This is a genomic window from Ancylobacter gelatini, assembly GCF_022601675.1.
Classification (GTDB): domain Bacteria; phylum Pseudomonadota; class Alphaproteobacteria; order Rhizobiales; family Xanthobacteraceae; genus Ancylobacter; species Ancylobacter gelatini.
Map to the genome: position 1 here is coordinate 136,441 of NZ_JAKVIL010000001.1, position 12,903 is coordinate 149,343.

Annotated in this window: 14 protein-coding genes and 4 tRNA genes; 14 read left to right on the forward strand and 4 right to left on the reverse strand. The window is 65.8% G+C overall.

Annotation, left to right across the window (positions count from 1 at the left end; all coding sequences use genetic code 11):
* Positions 1–70: 70 nt before the first annotated feature.
* Positions 71–916 carry a transporter substrate-binding domain-containing protein gene (locus tag MKI84_RS00600; RefSeq protein WP_241616501.1) on the forward strand — a complete coding sequence of 282 codons (846 nt, stop codon included), beginning with the start codon at positions 71–73 and terminating at the stop codon, positions 914–916.
* 97 nt (positions 917–1,013) lie between these two features.
* Here the strand turns inward: MKI84_RS00600 and hutC are convergent, their stop codons facing one another.
* Together hutC and MKI84_RS00610 are read right to left on the reverse strand one after the other, a co-directional pair.
* The gene (hutC, locus tag MKI84_RS00605) at positions 1,014–1,757 is read right to left on the reverse strand and encodes a histidine utilization transcriptional repressor HutC (protein ID WP_241616039.1); all 744 of its coding nucleotides are present in this window, start codon (positions 1,755–1,757) and stop codon (positions 1,014–1,016) included.
* Between the two features lie 197 nt (positions 1,758–1,954).
* Positions 1,955–2,029, reverse strand: a tRNA-Thr gene (locus MKI84_RS00610).
* Between the two features lie 265 nt (positions 2,030–2,294).
* Here MKI84_RS00610 and MKI84_RS00615 point away from each other — a divergent pair.
* From MKI84_RS00615 to MKI84_RS00625, 3 genes are all read left to right on the forward strand, one after another.
* Positions 2,295–2,714: a cysteine rich repeat-containing protein gene (locus tag MKI84_RS00615; RefSeq protein WP_241616040.1), complete on the forward strand. Its 420-nt coding sequence runs from the start codon at positions 2,295–2,297 to the stop codon at positions 2,712–2,714.
* Between the two features lie 37 nt (positions 2,715–2,751).
* Positions 2,752–3,357 carry an OmpA family protein gene (locus MKI84_RS00620; RefSeq protein WP_241616041.1) on the forward strand — a complete coding sequence of 202 codons (606 nt, stop codon included), beginning with the start codon at positions 2,752–2,754 and terminating at the stop codon, positions 3,355–3,357.
* Positions 3,358–3,439: 82 nt separating this feature from the next.
* The gene (locus MKI84_RS00625; RefSeq protein WP_241616042.1) at positions 3,440–3,781 is read left to right on the forward strand and encodes a RidA family protein; all 342 of its coding nucleotides are present in this window, start codon (positions 3,440–3,442) and stop codon (positions 3,779–3,781) included.
* Between the two features lie 114 nt (positions 3,782–3,895).
* Here the strand turns inward: MKI84_RS00625 and MKI84_RS00630 are convergent, their stop codons facing one another.
* Together MKI84_RS00630 and rlmB are read right to left on the reverse strand one after the other, a co-directional pair.
* Positions 3,896–5,569, reverse strand: a complete 1,674-nt coding sequence (locus tag MKI84_RS00630) for an MFS transporter (protein WP_241616043.1) — start codon at positions 5,567–5,569, stop codon at positions 3,896–3,898.
* 402 nt (positions 5,570–5,971) lie between these two features.
* Positions 5,972–6,817: a 23S rRNA (guanosine(2251)-2'-O)-methyltransferase RlmB gene (rlmB, locus tag MKI84_RS00635; RefSeq protein ID WP_241616044.1), complete on the reverse strand. Its 846-nt coding sequence runs from the start codon at positions 6,815–6,817 to the stop codon at positions 5,972–5,974.
* A 245-nt stretch (positions 6,818–7,062) separates the two neighbouring features.
* On the opposite strand from rlmB, the gene MKI84_RS00640 reads away from it, so the two are divergent.
* From MKI84_RS00640 to rplA, 10 genes are all read left to right on the forward strand, one after another.
* Positions 7,063–7,147: transfer RNA gene (locus MKI84_RS00640), tRNA-Tyr, on the forward strand.
* Between the two features lie 126 nt (positions 7,148–7,273).
* Positions 7,274–7,347, forward strand: a tRNA-Gly gene (locus MKI84_RS00645).
* Between the two features lie 109 nt (positions 7,348–7,456).
* The gene (gene tuf, locus MKI84_RS00650) at positions 7,457–8,647 is read left to right on the forward strand and encodes an elongation factor Tu (protein ID WP_241616045.1); all 1,191 of its coding nucleotides are present in this window, start codon (positions 7,457–7,459) and stop codon (positions 8,645–8,647) included.
* Between the two features lie 596 nt (positions 8,648–9,243).
* Positions 9,244–9,320: transfer RNA gene (locus tag MKI84_RS00655), tRNA-Trp, on the forward strand.
* A gap of 206 nt (positions 9,321–9,526) precedes the next feature.
* On the forward strand, positions 9,527–9,724 hold the full coding sequence (gene secE / locus MKI84_RS00660) for a preprotein translocase subunit SecE (protein ID WP_241616046.1): 198 nt from the start codon (positions 9,527–9,529) through the stop codon (positions 9,722–9,724).
* Between the two features lie 13 nt (positions 9,725–9,737).
* On the forward strand, positions 9,738–10,268 hold the full coding sequence (gene nusG / locus MKI84_RS00665; RefSeq protein WP_241616047.1) for a transcription termination/antitermination protein NusG: 531 nt from the start codon (positions 9,738–9,740) through the stop codon (positions 10,266–10,268).
* A gap of 154 nt (positions 10,269–10,422) precedes the next feature.
* The gene (locus MKI84_RS00670) at positions 10,423–11,025 is read left to right on the forward strand and encodes a DJ-1/PfpI family protein (protein WP_241616048.1); all 603 of its coding nucleotides are present in this window, start codon (positions 10,423–10,425) and stop codon (positions 11,023–11,025) included.
* Positions 11,026–11,127: 102 nt separating this feature from the next.
* Positions 11,128–11,505, forward strand: a complete 378-nt coding sequence (locus MKI84_RS00675) for a ribbon-helix-helix domain-containing protein (RefSeq protein ID WP_241616049.1) — start codon at positions 11,128–11,130, stop codon at positions 11,503–11,505.
* Positions 11,506–11,715: 210 nt separating this feature from the next.
* Entirely contained in the window at positions 11,716–12,165 is a 450-nt protein-coding gene (rplK, locus tag MKI84_RS00680; RefSeq protein ID WP_241616050.1) for a 50S ribosomal protein L11, read from the forward strand.
* Between the two features lie 4 nt (positions 12,166–12,169).
* A complete protein-coding gene (rplA, locus tag MKI84_RS00685) occupies positions 12,170–12,871 on the forward strand; it encodes a 50S ribosomal protein L1 (protein WP_241616051.1) in 702 nt (233 codons plus the stop codon).
* Positions 12,872–12,903: the final 32 nt, after the last annotated feature.

The following is a 12,903-nucleotide window of genomic DNA, read 5'->3' on the forward strand; positions in this document are numbered from 1 at the left end:
CGACAAGGCGCCGGCTGCCCGTAGAGGCTTCCGAAGCGCACGGATGGGAACAGGAGACCACATAATGAGCATGATTACCCGGCGTTCCGCCGTCACCCGTACCCTCCGGCTCGCCGCGTTCGGCGTCGCGGCCTCGCTGGCCTTTGCCGGCGCCGCCAAGGCCGAGGATCTGCTCGCCAAGGTCAAGGCCAAGGGCGAGCTCACTGTGGGCACCGAGCTGCAGTTCGCGCCGTTCGACTTCGTCGAGGACGGCAAGCAGGCCGGCCTCAACAAGGAACTGTTCGAGCTGATCGGCAAGGAGCTCGGCGTCAAGATCACCTTCCTCGACCTGCCGTGGCCGAGCGTGCTGCCGGGCCTTGAGGCCGGCAAGTTCGACATGGTGGCTGGTCCCGCGACCATCACCAACGCCCGCATGGAGCGCTACCGCTTCTCGACCCCGATCGCCGACGCCACCGTCGCGATCCTGAAGAAGAAGGGCGACGCCTCGATCACCAAGCCGGAAGACATCGCCGGCAAGAAGGTGGGCAGCGCCAAGGCGACGGCCCAGCTTGCCCAGCTCCAGGAATTCGCCAAGACCCTGCCGAGCGCGCCGACCATCCAGGAATATGTCGACTTCAGCCAGTCCTATGCCGATCTCGGCGCCGGCCGCGTCGTCGCGGTGGCGAACTCGCTGCCGAACATCGCCTATCTCGCCAAGCAGAAGCCCGACGTGTTCGAGGTGGTGCAGCCGCCCTTCGGCAAGCCGGTCTATTTCGGCTTCATCGGCACCAAGGCCCCGGAAGCGCAGTCACTGATGGACGCCGTGGACGCGGTGATCATCAAGGCGAAGAACGACGGCACGCTCGGCAAGATGCAGGAGAAGTGGTTCGGCACCGCGATGAAGACCCCCGACCACGTCACCAAGGCCAGCTTCTGAGCTGCGCCCCTGCCGGGCCATGCGCCCGCGCCCAAGGCTCTTCAGTCCCGGAGCGGTCCGCCGCTCCGGGACTTTTTGTTTCCCAAGCGCGGGAGGTTCACCCCTGCGGGGAGAAGCGGGCGACGAGATCGTAGAGATCGCCGCGGAAGATCTGGCGCACATACGTAATGGTGGCGTTGGCGCGCCAGGTGCGGCGCTCCAGGCACAGGCAGGCCGCGCCCTTGGCGACCGAGAGGCCCTCGGCCATCCGCGCCGTGGCGTTGAGCGCGCTGATGCGGTGTTCCGCTTCGGTCCACGGCACGTGGTTGAGCAGCCATGTGCCGGGCGGCACCGTGGAGAAATCCGCGTCGGCGGCTTCCGGCACCACGGAAAGCCCTATCAGCCGCTCTTCGAGCGCGAGCGGGCGACCGCCGGCGAAATGGCGGCAGCGTATGTCCAGCACGTCGGCACCATCGGCGAGAGCGGATTCGAGCGGATCATCGGCGTTCGCCAGACGGCGCCGGCAATGGATCAGCTCATAGCCATAGGTTTCGCCCCGCGCCGGGATCTCGACCTGGATGTCCGGGATCTGCAGCACCGCCGAATGGATGCGCGGCTGGGCGACGAAAGAACCGGCCCGGCGCCGCCGCTCGATGAGGCCCGCTGCGGCGAGGCCGGCAATGACCTTGTTCACGGTCATGCGCGCGCAGCCATATTGCGCCATCAGCTCGTGCTCGAACGGGATGCGGTGGCCGGGCGGCCATTCGCCCGAGAGGATGCGGTTCTCAATATCCGCGCGGATGCGCTGGTGGAGCGTGAGACTCGCCTCAGTGGTCGCCTTGAGTGTCGCGGATGCTGCCACGCCGGAACGCACTCCGATGCATGTGTGTCGCGCCGATGCGCCTCCATGACGCCGGTCCTCGAACTATAATCGCATCGAATCTTTATGTATATACATAATGTTAGCCAATTCGGTGCTCCGACGCGCGGGCGCGCCAATGCCGAGGCTGCGGGCAGGGCAGCCGGCGAGGATGGCGCATGATGGCGAATCGGAGAGTTTGGTGCCGGCGGAGAGGATCGAACTCCCGACCTTCGGTTTACAAAACCGCTGCACTACCGCTGTGCTACGCCGGCCCTGACAGGGAGGTAGCAGCGCCGCGCCGGACCCGCAAGCCGGTAGCGCGCCGGGCGGGCAAAGTCTCTGGCGGAACGGGCAACCGAACGGCGCGGCTTTATTTTCCGGGTCGGACAGATTCAGCCTAATTCCGCCATTGCGCCTTCCGCTGGGTTCTGCGAGACGAGTCAGGCGGTAATGCCGTGCATATGGTGACGCGTTGCCGTTGGGGGGCTGCCGGTGCTGCACCGGCCGCCGATGTGCTCGCATAGGAGGCGGGAGACTATGAAACGACACCTGATCGGACTTGCTGCGCTGCTGACCATCGGCGCCAGCGGCGCCGCATCGGCGCAGACCATGAGCTATGCCGAGGCCGGCGCGCTCATCGCCAAGAGCTGCGGCCCTTCCATCGAGAAATACTGCTCCAAGCTCAACATTGGCAGCGGGCAGGTGCAGCAGTGCCTGCAGGACAACAAGGCCAATGTCCCGGCGCAGTGCTTCACCGACTACACCGCCGTGGTGGCCTCGATCCAGAAGCGCGTGGCGGCACAGCACGGCGCCTACAAGATCTGCGAAGCTGACATCCGCCAGTTCTGCAAGGGCGTGAAGCCGGGCGACGCCAATATCCTCGATTGCCTGCTCGCCTCCGTGAAGGTGGTCAACGCCGCCTGCAAGCAGGTCATCGCCGATGCCGGCTGGCAGTGACGGCGCGCAAAGCACGCTCAAGGGAAGGATGACGACAATGAGCCGTACCGTTCGCTTTGCCGCGCGCCTCGCCGGGGGCATTGCCCTCGCCGCCGTGCTGGCCGGCCCGCTGGCCTCCGGCGCCAGCGCCCAGACCAATCTGAGCAACGCCCAGATCCTTCAGGGTCTGACCATGACCACGGCCGACGAGCCGACCATCACCGCGCAGATCCTGAAGCAGATGGCGCAGACCGCGGTCGCCAACAATATCGCGCTGCCGCTCGACAAGTCCGAGATCGCCAAGCAGCTCGACCAGCTGGCGCAGATCACGGTTCAGATCCAGTTCTCGCTGAACTCGGCGATCATCAAGCCGGAATCCTACGCCACAATCGGCTCTATCGCCGATGCGCTGCACCACCCGATCCTGTGGGGCTATCGCTTCCTGGTTGTCGGCAACACCGACACCACCGGCAACCGCAAGGATAATCTCGAACTCAGCCAGAGGCGTGCCGACGCGGTGATGGAAGCGCTGGTGACCCTCTACAAGGTCGACCCGGCCCGCCTCGAAGCCGTCGGCCTCGGTCAGGAAGCGCTGCAGACGCCGAACGACCCGACCAATCCGGTCAATCGCCGGGTTCAGATCTTCAATATCGGCAAGGAGTGAGCGTATAGCTCTCCCATTGCGGGCCGGGCGTCGAGCGGCGCCCGGCCCTTTTTCGTGACCGAAGCAGAGCGAGTTTTTCAAGATGAGCATCAAGAGAATCGATCCCGGCGCGCGCATGAGTCAGGCCGTCGTCCACGGCTCCATGGCCTATCTGGCCGGCCAGGTGGCGCTGGGCGACGGCGTTGCCGCGCAGACCCAGGCCGTGCTCGACCAGATCGACGCGCTGCTGACGCAGGCGGGGACCGACAAGTCGAAGATCCTCACGGCGACGATCTACCTCGCCGACATCTCCACCTTCGGCGAGATGAACGCGGTGTGGGACAACTGGGTCTCGGCCGGCAATCCCCCGGCCCGCGCCACGGTCGAGGCCAAGCTTGCCACGCCCGACTACAAGGTCGAGATCGTGGTGACCGCCGTCATCTGACGCGCGCGCCCTCCGAACCTTTTCCGCACGAAAAAAGGCCCCGCGATGCTGTCGCGGGGCCTTTTCTGTTGCAGCACCGAACCGCCGCGCCGTGACGCGGCGGTCGGGCAGGGCTCAGTGCCAGTCGTCGATATTGCGGTCCTTGGTCTCCGGCGCGAGCAGGAGGCCGATCACGAAGGTCATCAGCGCGACCACGATCGGGTACCAGAGGCCGTAGTAGATGTCGCCGGTCGCGGCCACCATGGCGAAGGCGGTGGTGGGCAGGAAGCCGCCGAACCAGCCATTGCCGATGTGATACGGCAGCGACATGCCGGTGTAGCGGATGCGGGTTGGGAACAGCTCCACCAGCCAGGCCGCGATCGGGCCGTAGACCATGGTCACGAACAGCACCAGCACGGTGAGCAGCACCACCACCATCGGCGTGTTGATCTGCGCCGGGTCGGCCTTGGCCGGATAGCCGGCGGCGCGGATGGCGCCCGTTATCTCGGCGGTGAAGGCGTCCGACTGGGCCTTGAACGTCGCCGCGTCCAGGCTGGCGCCGGGGAACGAGGAGATCACCTTGTCGCCGACATGAATGGTGGCGACGGTGCCGGCCGGGGCCGCCTCGTTCGAGTAGTTCACCGAGTTACGCGACAGGAACGACTTGGCGATGTCGCACGAGCTCACGAACTTGGAAGTGCCGACCGGGTTGAACTGGAACGAGCATTCGGCCGGATCGGCGACCACGCGCACCGGCGAGGTGGCCTGGGCCTGTTCCAGTGCCGGGTTGGCGAAGTGGGTGATGGCGGCGAAGATCGGGAAATAGGTCAGCGCCGCGATCAGGCAGCCGCCGAGGATGATCGGCTTGCGGCCGATCTTGTCGGAGAGCCAGCCGAAGATGATGAAGAACGGCGTGCCGATGAGCAGCGAGACCGCGATCAGGATGTTCGCGGTGGCGCCATCGACCTTCAGCGTCTGGGTGAGGAAGAACAGCGCATAGAACTGGCCGGTGTACCAGACCACGGCCTGACCGGCGGTGCCGCCGAACAGGGCGATGAGGCCGATCTTGGCATTTTCCCACTTGCCGAAGGCTTCGGTCAGCGGCGCCTTCGAGGTCTTGCCCTCTTCCTTCATCTTCTTGAAGGCGGGCGATTCGTTGAGGGTCAGGCGGATCCAGACCGAAACAGCGAGCAGCAGGATCGACACCAGGAACGGAATGCGCCAGCCCCAGGCGGCAAATTCGGCCTCGCCGAGATAGGTGCGGGTGCCGAGAATCACCAGCAGCGACAGGAACAGGCCCATCGTCGCGGTGGTCTGGATGAACGAGGTGTAGAAGCCGCGGCGGCCCTGAGGTGCGTGCTCGGCCACATAGGTCGCCGCGCCGCCATACTCACCGCCCAGCGCCAGGCCCTGGAACAGGCGCAGCACGACCAGGATGATCGGCGCCGCCATGCCCCAGCTCGCATAGTTGGGCAGGATGCCGACGATGAAGGTCGAGGCGCCCATCAGCAGGATGGTGATGAGGAAGGTGTATTTGCGGCCGACCATGTCGCCGAGGCGGCCGAACACGATGGCGCCGAAGGGTCGCACCGCGAAGCCGGCGGCGAAGGCCATGAGCGCGAAGATGAAGGCGGCGGTGGGATTAACGCCCGAGAAGAACTGCGCGGCGATGATCGCCGAAAGCGAACCGTACAGATAAAAATCGTACCATTCAAAGACGGTACCGAGAGAAGAGGCGATAATGACCTTTCTCTCTTCGCGCGTCATCGGCGCGTGTTGTGCGGCGGAGCCGGCCGTCGTTACGCTCATCGTCGTTTCCCTTCCCCGGAATAGAGTGCGTGCGAATCCATCGGCCCGCATGAGGACATGCGTGCTGATAGCCACGGGCGCCTTCACCGGCGCTCGCTGTTGATGTTCGATCGAGTTTTGGGAGTTCGCTTGGAACGCCTTCCGCTCGGACTGTTTCCTCCCGGAGGTCGCCCGCGCTTATGTGTCGCGGTGTCTTTCCCCGGATGACGGCGCGCGGGACTCGTGAGGTTCCGTCTTAGCCTTGGGGAAGCTTGACGAAATTGCCCGATCTTGACGATTGGCAATTGGTCGTAACCCATAAGACGCCTGAGCGCGGGCAGGGCCGACGCGCGCGCGGAGGCACCCACGCGCCCTTTCGCTCGTGGGGCGGAGCGTTCCGACGGCGTTAAACGTTACGCGGCGTTATTTCGAGGTGGTCTCGGCGGTCTTTGAGGCAATGGCGCGCCGGGCGATGTGCAGCGCAAGCACCGCCGCATTCGAGACGTTGAGGCTGACGATCGCGCCGGGCAGGTCGATTCGCGCCAGCGTGTCACAGGTCTGGCGGGTGAGTTGGCGCAGGCCCTTGCCCTCGGCACCGAGCACCAGCGCGACCGGCGCGCGCAGCGGCGTGTCGACCAGATCGGCCGACCCTTCGCTGTCGAGCCCGACCACCTGCACGCCACTGTTCTTCATCTCCTCCAGCGCGCGGGCGAGATTGCCGACGAAGCAGAACGGCACATGCTCCAGCCCGCCGCTCGCCGCCTTGGCCAGCACGCCGGTCGCCGCCGGGCTGTGGCGCGCGGTGGTCACGATAGCTCCGACCTTCAGCGCGGCGGCCGAGCGCACGATGGCGCCGACATTGTGCGGATCGGTGATCTGGTCGAGCACGAGAATCAGGTCGTTCTCGGCGGCTTCCGCGAGGCTGGGCGAGCGCAGCGGGTCACATTCGACCAGCAGGCCCTGATGCACGGCATCGGGCTCCAGCAGGCGGTCGATCTCGCTCGGCCGCACGATCTCCGGCTGGAAGGGCAGGGGCACGGCTTCCTCGACCAGGCGCTTCATCGCGTTCTCGGTCGCCATCAGGCGGCGCAGCTTGCGGCGCGGGTTGCGCAGGGCCTCCGCCACGCTGTGCCAGCCATAGAGAATCGCCACGTCCTCCGGCCACTCGCCAAAGGGCCGGCCGGCCGGGCGCTCGCGGCGTTGCGACGCGCCGCCGGAGCGGAAGGGACGGGAAGGGCGCTTGGGCGTATGGGGCGGTCGCTCGTTCATGTGCTGGTTAATCTCACGCCGTCGCGCGATTGCAAAGAGCGCCCGCGCAGGGCTCCGGACAGAGCCGCCCACAAAAGTCATCCACATCACCACGGTGGGCGGCGGCGCATGCGGGGTTGACACGTCACGGGCACGTCACCATAAAGCGCGCCGCAACGGGAGCGCCGATGTTGTTCATTCGCGCTTCCCGGTCAGGCAAGACCGGCCGTGCCGAATTCAGGGCGGCCGGGCTGAGCGACGTGCGAGGGGGAGTGTCCCGAGCGGCAAAGGGGGCGGACTGTAAATCCGCTGGCTATGCCTTCGTAGGTTCGAGTCCTACCTCCCCCACCACGTCTCTTTCGATCGGCGGAGCCGGTCGGCGACCGCCTTGCGCGCGACTGCGATCTGTTCCAGAAAGCTCAGGTCCCCGGCGGCGCCGAGACTCTCCGCCTGACGGCTTTCGTGCCGTACCCGGATGCGGGTGTAGCTCAATGGTAGAGCAACAGCCTTCCAAGCTGATGACGAGGGTTCGATTCCCTTCACCCGCTCCAGCCGGCGCACTCCGTCGCCGGTCGGCCGAATCCACCTTGCGGAGCGGCCCGAAACCGCCTATCCACGCCCCGATTTGCGGCCCCCGAAAGTCGCTGAGGGAAGAGAGTTATGGCCAAAGAGAAATTCAACCGTTCGAAGCCTCACTGCAACATTGGCACGATTGGTCACGTTGACCACGGCAAGACGTCGCTGACGGCTGCGATCACGAAGGTTCTGGCGGAAGCCGGCGGCGCGACGTTCACGGCGTACGACCAGATTGACAAGGCGCCGGAAGAGAAGGCGCGCGGCATCACGATCTCGACGGCGCACGTCGAGTACGAGACGCCGAACCGTCACTATGCGCACGTCGACTGCCCCGGCCACGCCGACTATGTGAAGAACATGATCACCGGCGCGGCGCAGATGGACGGCGCGATCCTGGTTGTGTCGGCGGCGGACGGCCCGATGCCGCAGACCCGCGAGCACATCCTGCTCGCCCGTCAGGTCGGCGTTCCGGCTCTGGTGGTGTTCCTGAACAAGTGCGACATGGTCGACGACGAGGAACTGCTGGAGCTGGTGGAACTCGAGGTTCGCGAGCTTCTGTCGAAGTACGACTTCCCGGGCGACGACATTCCGATCATCCGCGGCTCGGCGCTTGTCGCGCTGGAGAACGGCGATGCCAAGCTCGGCCATGACGCGGTGCTGGAACTGATGAAGGCGGTCGACGCCTACATCCCGCAGCCGGAGCGTCCGGTTGACCTGCCGTTCCTGATGCCGATCGAGGACGTGTTCTCGATCTCGGGTCGTGGCACGGTGGTGACGGGCCGCGTCGAGCGCGGGATCATCAAGGTCGGCGAGGAAGTCGAGATCGTCGGCATCCGCCCGACCATCAAGACGACGGTTACCGGCGTCGAGATGTTCCGCAAGCTTCTCGACCAGGGCCAGGCCGGCGACAATGTCGGCATTCTGGTTCGTGGCACGAAGCGCGAGGACGTGGAGCGCGGCCAGGTCGTGTGCAAGCCGGGTTCGGTGAAGCCGCACACGAAGTTCAAGGCCGAGGCGTACATCCTGACGAAGGAAGAGGGCGGCCGCCACACGCCGTTCTTCACCAACTACCGTCCGCAGTTCTACTTCCGCACGACGGACGTGACGGGCATCGTCACGCTTCCCGAAGGCACGGAAATGGTGATGCCGGGCGACAACATCTCGGTTGACGTGGCGCTGATCGTTCCGATCGCGATGGAAGAGAAGCTCCGCTTCGCCATCCGTGAAGGCGGTCGCACCGTCGGCGCCGGCGTCGTCGCCGCCATCATCGAGTGATGGAGGGGCCGGCACGTCCGGCCCTCCGCTGAGGCGAACGATAAGGGAGCGCGCCTACGCGCTCCCTTTTTGTTTGTCCGGTCTGCATGACCAGACGCGGGCGCGCGTAACCCTCGGTGCGCTAGCGTATATCAACCACACGTATTGCGTGTATGGTTGACGGAAATGCGTGTGCATCCGACCTCCCGTTTTCACGTCCTGATGTGGCTTGCCGTCATGCTTGCCACCGCCATCGGCATGGCGCGGCCGGCAGTGGCCGCGTGTCCCGATCGCCCCGCCTGCCGGGGCTGCGGGTGCAAGGGTGGGCCGGGTTATCGCGGACCGGACGGGAAATGCGTCGGCTTCGGCAATCTTGTCCGCGTGTGCGGCGATCCGCCGACGACGCGGTGCGTGTTCGAGAACGCACCCGGGACCGCCGCAAACCGGGACTGCGTCCTCGGCCGTTCACCACCCGTCGTGCTTCCGGACGGTGCGGCCGTCGGGGCGTCGGGCGCCGACGCGAGCGCGGGTGTGGAGTGATCGGCAAGTGCCGATTCCCGCTCTTTACATCTTGGGGTCGCCACACTAGGAAGTGCCTCGCCTGCTTCGCAGGCCATAGGAGTGTAGCTCAACTGGTTAGAGCACCGGTCTCCAAAACCGGGGGTTGGGGGTTCGAGTCCCTCCACTCCTGCCATTCTTACTGATGAATGGCGGGCAGGGCCCATAAATCGTCCTTTGACGCGAGGCGGCTTTGCGGGCTATACGCCCGCATCGCGCGTTCGGGGGAACCTGGGCGTTTGGACGGCAAGGTGTGGGCCTGATCCCGTACTACGGCATTTGCGTGAAGGACGGCGCCGGCGGCGCGGGCCCTCTCGCAATCAGAGGCGTTTCGAGACGAGCATGGCTAAGACGAACCCGGTCGAGTTCTTTCAGCAGGTCCGCGCGGAAGCCCGCAAGGTGTCCTGGCCGACCCGTCGCGAGACGCTGATCACCACGGCGATGGTGTTCGTCATGGTGGTGCTGGCCTCGCTGTTCTTCCTGGTCGCCGACCAGATCCTGAGCTTCGCCGTGGCGCAGCTCCTCCAGATCGGCCGCTGAGGGGGACCAATCGATGCCGATGCGCTGGTACATCGTCCACGCCTATTCCAACTTTGAGAAGAAGGTCGCCGACTCCATCAAGGAGCAGGCCGCGCAGCGCGGGCTCACCGACCTGTTCGAGCAGGTGCTCGTGCCGACCGAGAAGGTCGTCGAGGTGCGCCGCGGCCGCAAGGTCGACGCCGAGCGCAAGTTCTTCCCCGGCTATGTGCTGGTGAAGATGGACCTGACCGACGAGGCCTTCCACCTCATCAAGAACACGCCGAAGGTGACCGGCTTCCTGGGCGCCGACAACAAGCCTATGCCGATCGCCGAGAAGGAGGCCATGCGCATCCTTCAGCAGGTGCAGGAAGGCATCGAGCGGCCCAAGCCCTCGATAACCTTCGAGATCGGCGAAACCGTCAAGGTTTCCGACGGACCGTTCGCCTCGTTCAACGGCATCGTCGAGGAAGTGGACGAATCGCGCTCCCGCCTCAAGGTCGCGGTGTCGATCTTCGGCCGCGCTACCCCGGTCGAGCTGGAATTCGGGCAGGTCGAGAAGGTCTGATCCTTTCCTCCCATCTTGCTTCAAAAGGCGCGGCATGGTCCGCGCCTTTTTCGTTGGTGGACGCGTTAGCCCGATAACACCCGGCGCCCGCCGCGCGGCCCTATCCTGCCTCCCGACCCGCCCGGCACAGGGCGGCAACCGGGAGGAGACGGACATGACCGGCAAGCGCATCCTGATGATCGTCGGCGACTTCGCTGAGGACTACGAGACCATGGTGCCGTACCAGACCCTGTTGGCGGTGGGCCATACCGTCCATGCCGCGTGCCCCGGCAAGAAGGCGGGCGATTCGGTGGCGACCGCGATTCATGATTTCGAGGGCCAGCAGACCTATTCCGAGAAGCGCGGCCACAATTTCGCGCTCAACGCCACTTTCGCCGACATCGACCCGGCGCGATACGACGCGCTCGTCATTCCCGGCGGGCGGGCGCCGGAATATCTCCGGCTCGACGCCAAGGTGATCGAGGCGGTGCGCCACTTCTTTGACGCCGACAAGCCGGTGGCGGCCGTGTGCCATGGCGCGCAGGTGCTCGCCGCCGCGAAGGTGCTGGAGGGCAGGACCTGCTCGGCCTATCCGGCCTGCCGGCCGGAAGTGGAACTGGCGGGCGGCACCTATGCCGACATCGCCATCGATGCGGCCGTGACGGACGGCAACCTGGTGACCGCGCCGGCCTGGCCCGCGCATCCGGCGTGGCTGTCGCAGTTCCTCGCCGTGCTCGGCACCTCGATCAGCCACGGCGCGACCGCGAAGGCGGCCTGACACGCTTCGCCCCAGGCGCCATCGACGCTATGATGGCGCCATGACGCCAGCGCCCGAGCGCTCCGCAGGGGAGGGCTCGGGCCGAACATGGGGAGACGCGGCATGTGCAAGCTCTTCATCGAGGCCGATTCCCGGCTGTGGCAGACGCGGCTGAAATCGGTGCGCCTCAACGGCTATTCCACCAGCGTGCGGCTGGAGAATCTGTACTGGCAGGTGCTCGAGGAAATCGCCGGTCGCGACGGCATGAGCCTGCCGCAGTTGCTGGCGCGGCTTCATGAGGAACTGCTGTTTGCCCATGGCGGGGTGGAGAATTTCGCCTCCTTCCTGCGGGTATGCTGCGGGCGCTATCTGGCGCTCCAGCTCGAAGGTGACGTGCCGCGCGATCTTGGCACGCCGATCCGCGACCTCGATGCCGACGCCATCCTTGCGAGGGAAGCACGACGCAACGGCCGCAAGCGGAGCCTCTCGACGGCCGCGTAACCGCCTTCGCGCTTTCCTTTTCGCCGGATCTGGTGTATGGCCACGGCCGCATCACCCATGTGACGCCCCATCCGCGGGAGGCATGCCCGGTTCGCCAGCCGGGACCTACCATGCCGCACCGCGACCCCTTACACGCGCCGGCCGTGGAATTTCCATGCCGGCGTGCTTGGCGTTTGCGGCCGGCAGCCGCACGCGCCCAAGGAGCCTTTCATGGCGAAGAAGATTACCGGCTATGTGAAACTGCAGGTGCCTGCCGGCTCGGCGAACCCCGCCCCGCCGATCGGCCCCGCGCTCGGCCAGCGCGGCCTGAACATCATGGAGTTCTGCAAGGCGTTCAACGCCCAGACCTCCCAGATGGAAAAGGGCATGCCGATCCCGGTGCTGATCACCGCGTATCAGGACCGTTCCTTCACCTTCGAGCTCAAGACCCCGCCCGTCTCCTACTTCCTGAAGAAGGCGGCCGGCCTCGAGACCAAGAAGAAGCCCGGCTCGGGTTCGAAGACCCCCGGCAAGGGCGGCTTCGTCGGCAAGATCTCGCAGGCGCAGATGCGCGAGATCGCCGAAAAGAAGATGAAGGATCTGAACTGCGAGACCGTCGAATCGGCGGTGCGCATGATCGAAGGCTCCGCCCGTTCGATGGGCCTCGAGGTGGTGGGTTGAGCTGATGGCTAAAATTGCAAAGCGTGTTCGCGACACCCGCGAAGGTATTGACCGCACCAAGCTGTATGGCCTCGACGAGGCGATCGGCCTGGTGAAGGAGCGGGCCACCGCCAAGTTCGACGAGACCATCGAGGTCTCGATCAATCTCGGCGTCGATCCCCGTCACGCCGACCAGATGGTCCGTGGCGTGTGCAACCTGCCGAACGGCTCGGGCCGCACCGTGCGCGTCGCCGTGTTCGCGCGCGGCGCCAAGGCCGACGAGGCCAAGGCCGCCGGTGCCGACATCGTGGGCGCCGAGGACCTGCTCGAAATCGTCCAGGGCGGCACGATCGACTTCGATCGCTGCATCGCGACCCCGGACCTGATGCCGCTGGTCGGCCGTCTCGGCAAGGTGCTCGGCCCGCGCGGCCTGATGCCGAACCCGAAGGTCGGCACCGTGACCATGGACGTCAAGGGTGCCGTGGAAGCTGCCAAGGGCGGCGCGGTCGAGTTCCGCGTCGAGAAGGCCGGCATCATCCATGGCGGCATCGGCAAGGCCTCGTTTCCGGCCGACAAGCTGGCCGAAAACATCCGCGCCTTTGTCGACGCGGTGGTTCGCGCCAAGCCGACCGGCGCCAAGGGCACCTACGTCCAGCGCATCGCCGTTTCCTCGACGATGGGCCCGGGCGTGAAGGTCGAGCCGGGCACGGTCGTCTCGGCGGCGTGATCGCCGGGTGGTGGATTTGTCAAGCCCATGGT

Excerpts from the sequence above, each read along its gene's own strand:
- MKI84_RS00600 (WP_241616501.1), top strand. The coding sequence starts at position 71 with ATGATTACCCGGCGTTCCGCCGTCACCCGTACCCTCCGGCTCGCCGCG.
- MKI84_RS00615 (WP_241616040.1), top strand. The coding sequence starts at position 2,295 with ATGAAACGACACCTGATCGGACTTGCTGCGCTGCTGACCATCGGCGCC.
- MKI84_RS00620 (WP_241616041.1), top strand. The coding sequence starts at position 2,752 with ATGAGCCGTACCGTTCGCTTTGCCGCGCGCCTCGCCGGGGGCATTGCC.
- MKI84_RS00625 (WP_241616042.1), top strand. The coding sequence starts at position 3,440 with ATGAGCATCAAGAGAATCGATCCCGGCGCGCGCATGAGTCAGGCCGTC.
- MKI84_RS00630 (WP_241616043.1), bottom strand. The coding sequence starts at position 5,569 with ATGAGCGTAACGACGGCCGGCTCCGCCGCACAACACGCGCCGATGACG.
- rlmB (WP_241616044.1), bottom strand. The coding sequence starts at position 6,817 with ATGAACGAGCGACCGCCCCATACGCCCAAGCGCCCTTCCCGTCCCTTC.
- tuf (WP_241616045.1), top strand. The coding sequence starts at position 7,457 with ATGGCCAAAGAGAAATTCAACCGTTCGAAGCCTCACTGCAACATTGGC.
- secE (WP_241616046.1), top strand. The coding sequence starts at position 9,527 with ATGGCTAAGACGAACCCGGTCGAGTTCTTTCAGCAGGTCCGCGCGGAA.
- nusG (WP_241616047.1), top strand. The coding sequence starts at position 9,738 with ATGCCGATGCGCTGGTACATCGTCCACGCCTATTCCAACTTTGAGAAG.
- MKI84_RS00670 (WP_241616048.1), top strand. The coding sequence starts at position 10,423 with ATGACCGGCAAGCGCATCCTGATGATCGTCGGCGACTTCGCTGAGGAC.
- MKI84_RS00675 (WP_241616049.1), top strand. The coding sequence starts at position 11,128 with ATGTGCAAGCTCTTCATCGAGGCCGATTCCCGGCTGTGGCAGACGCGG.
- rplK (WP_241616050.1), top strand. The coding sequence starts at position 11,716 with ATGGCGAAGAAGATTACCGGCTATGTGAAACTGCAGGTGCCTGCCGGC.
- rplA (WP_241616051.1), top strand. The coding sequence starts at position 12,170 with ATGGCTAAAATTGCAAAGCGTGTTCGCGACACCCGCGAAGGTATTGAC.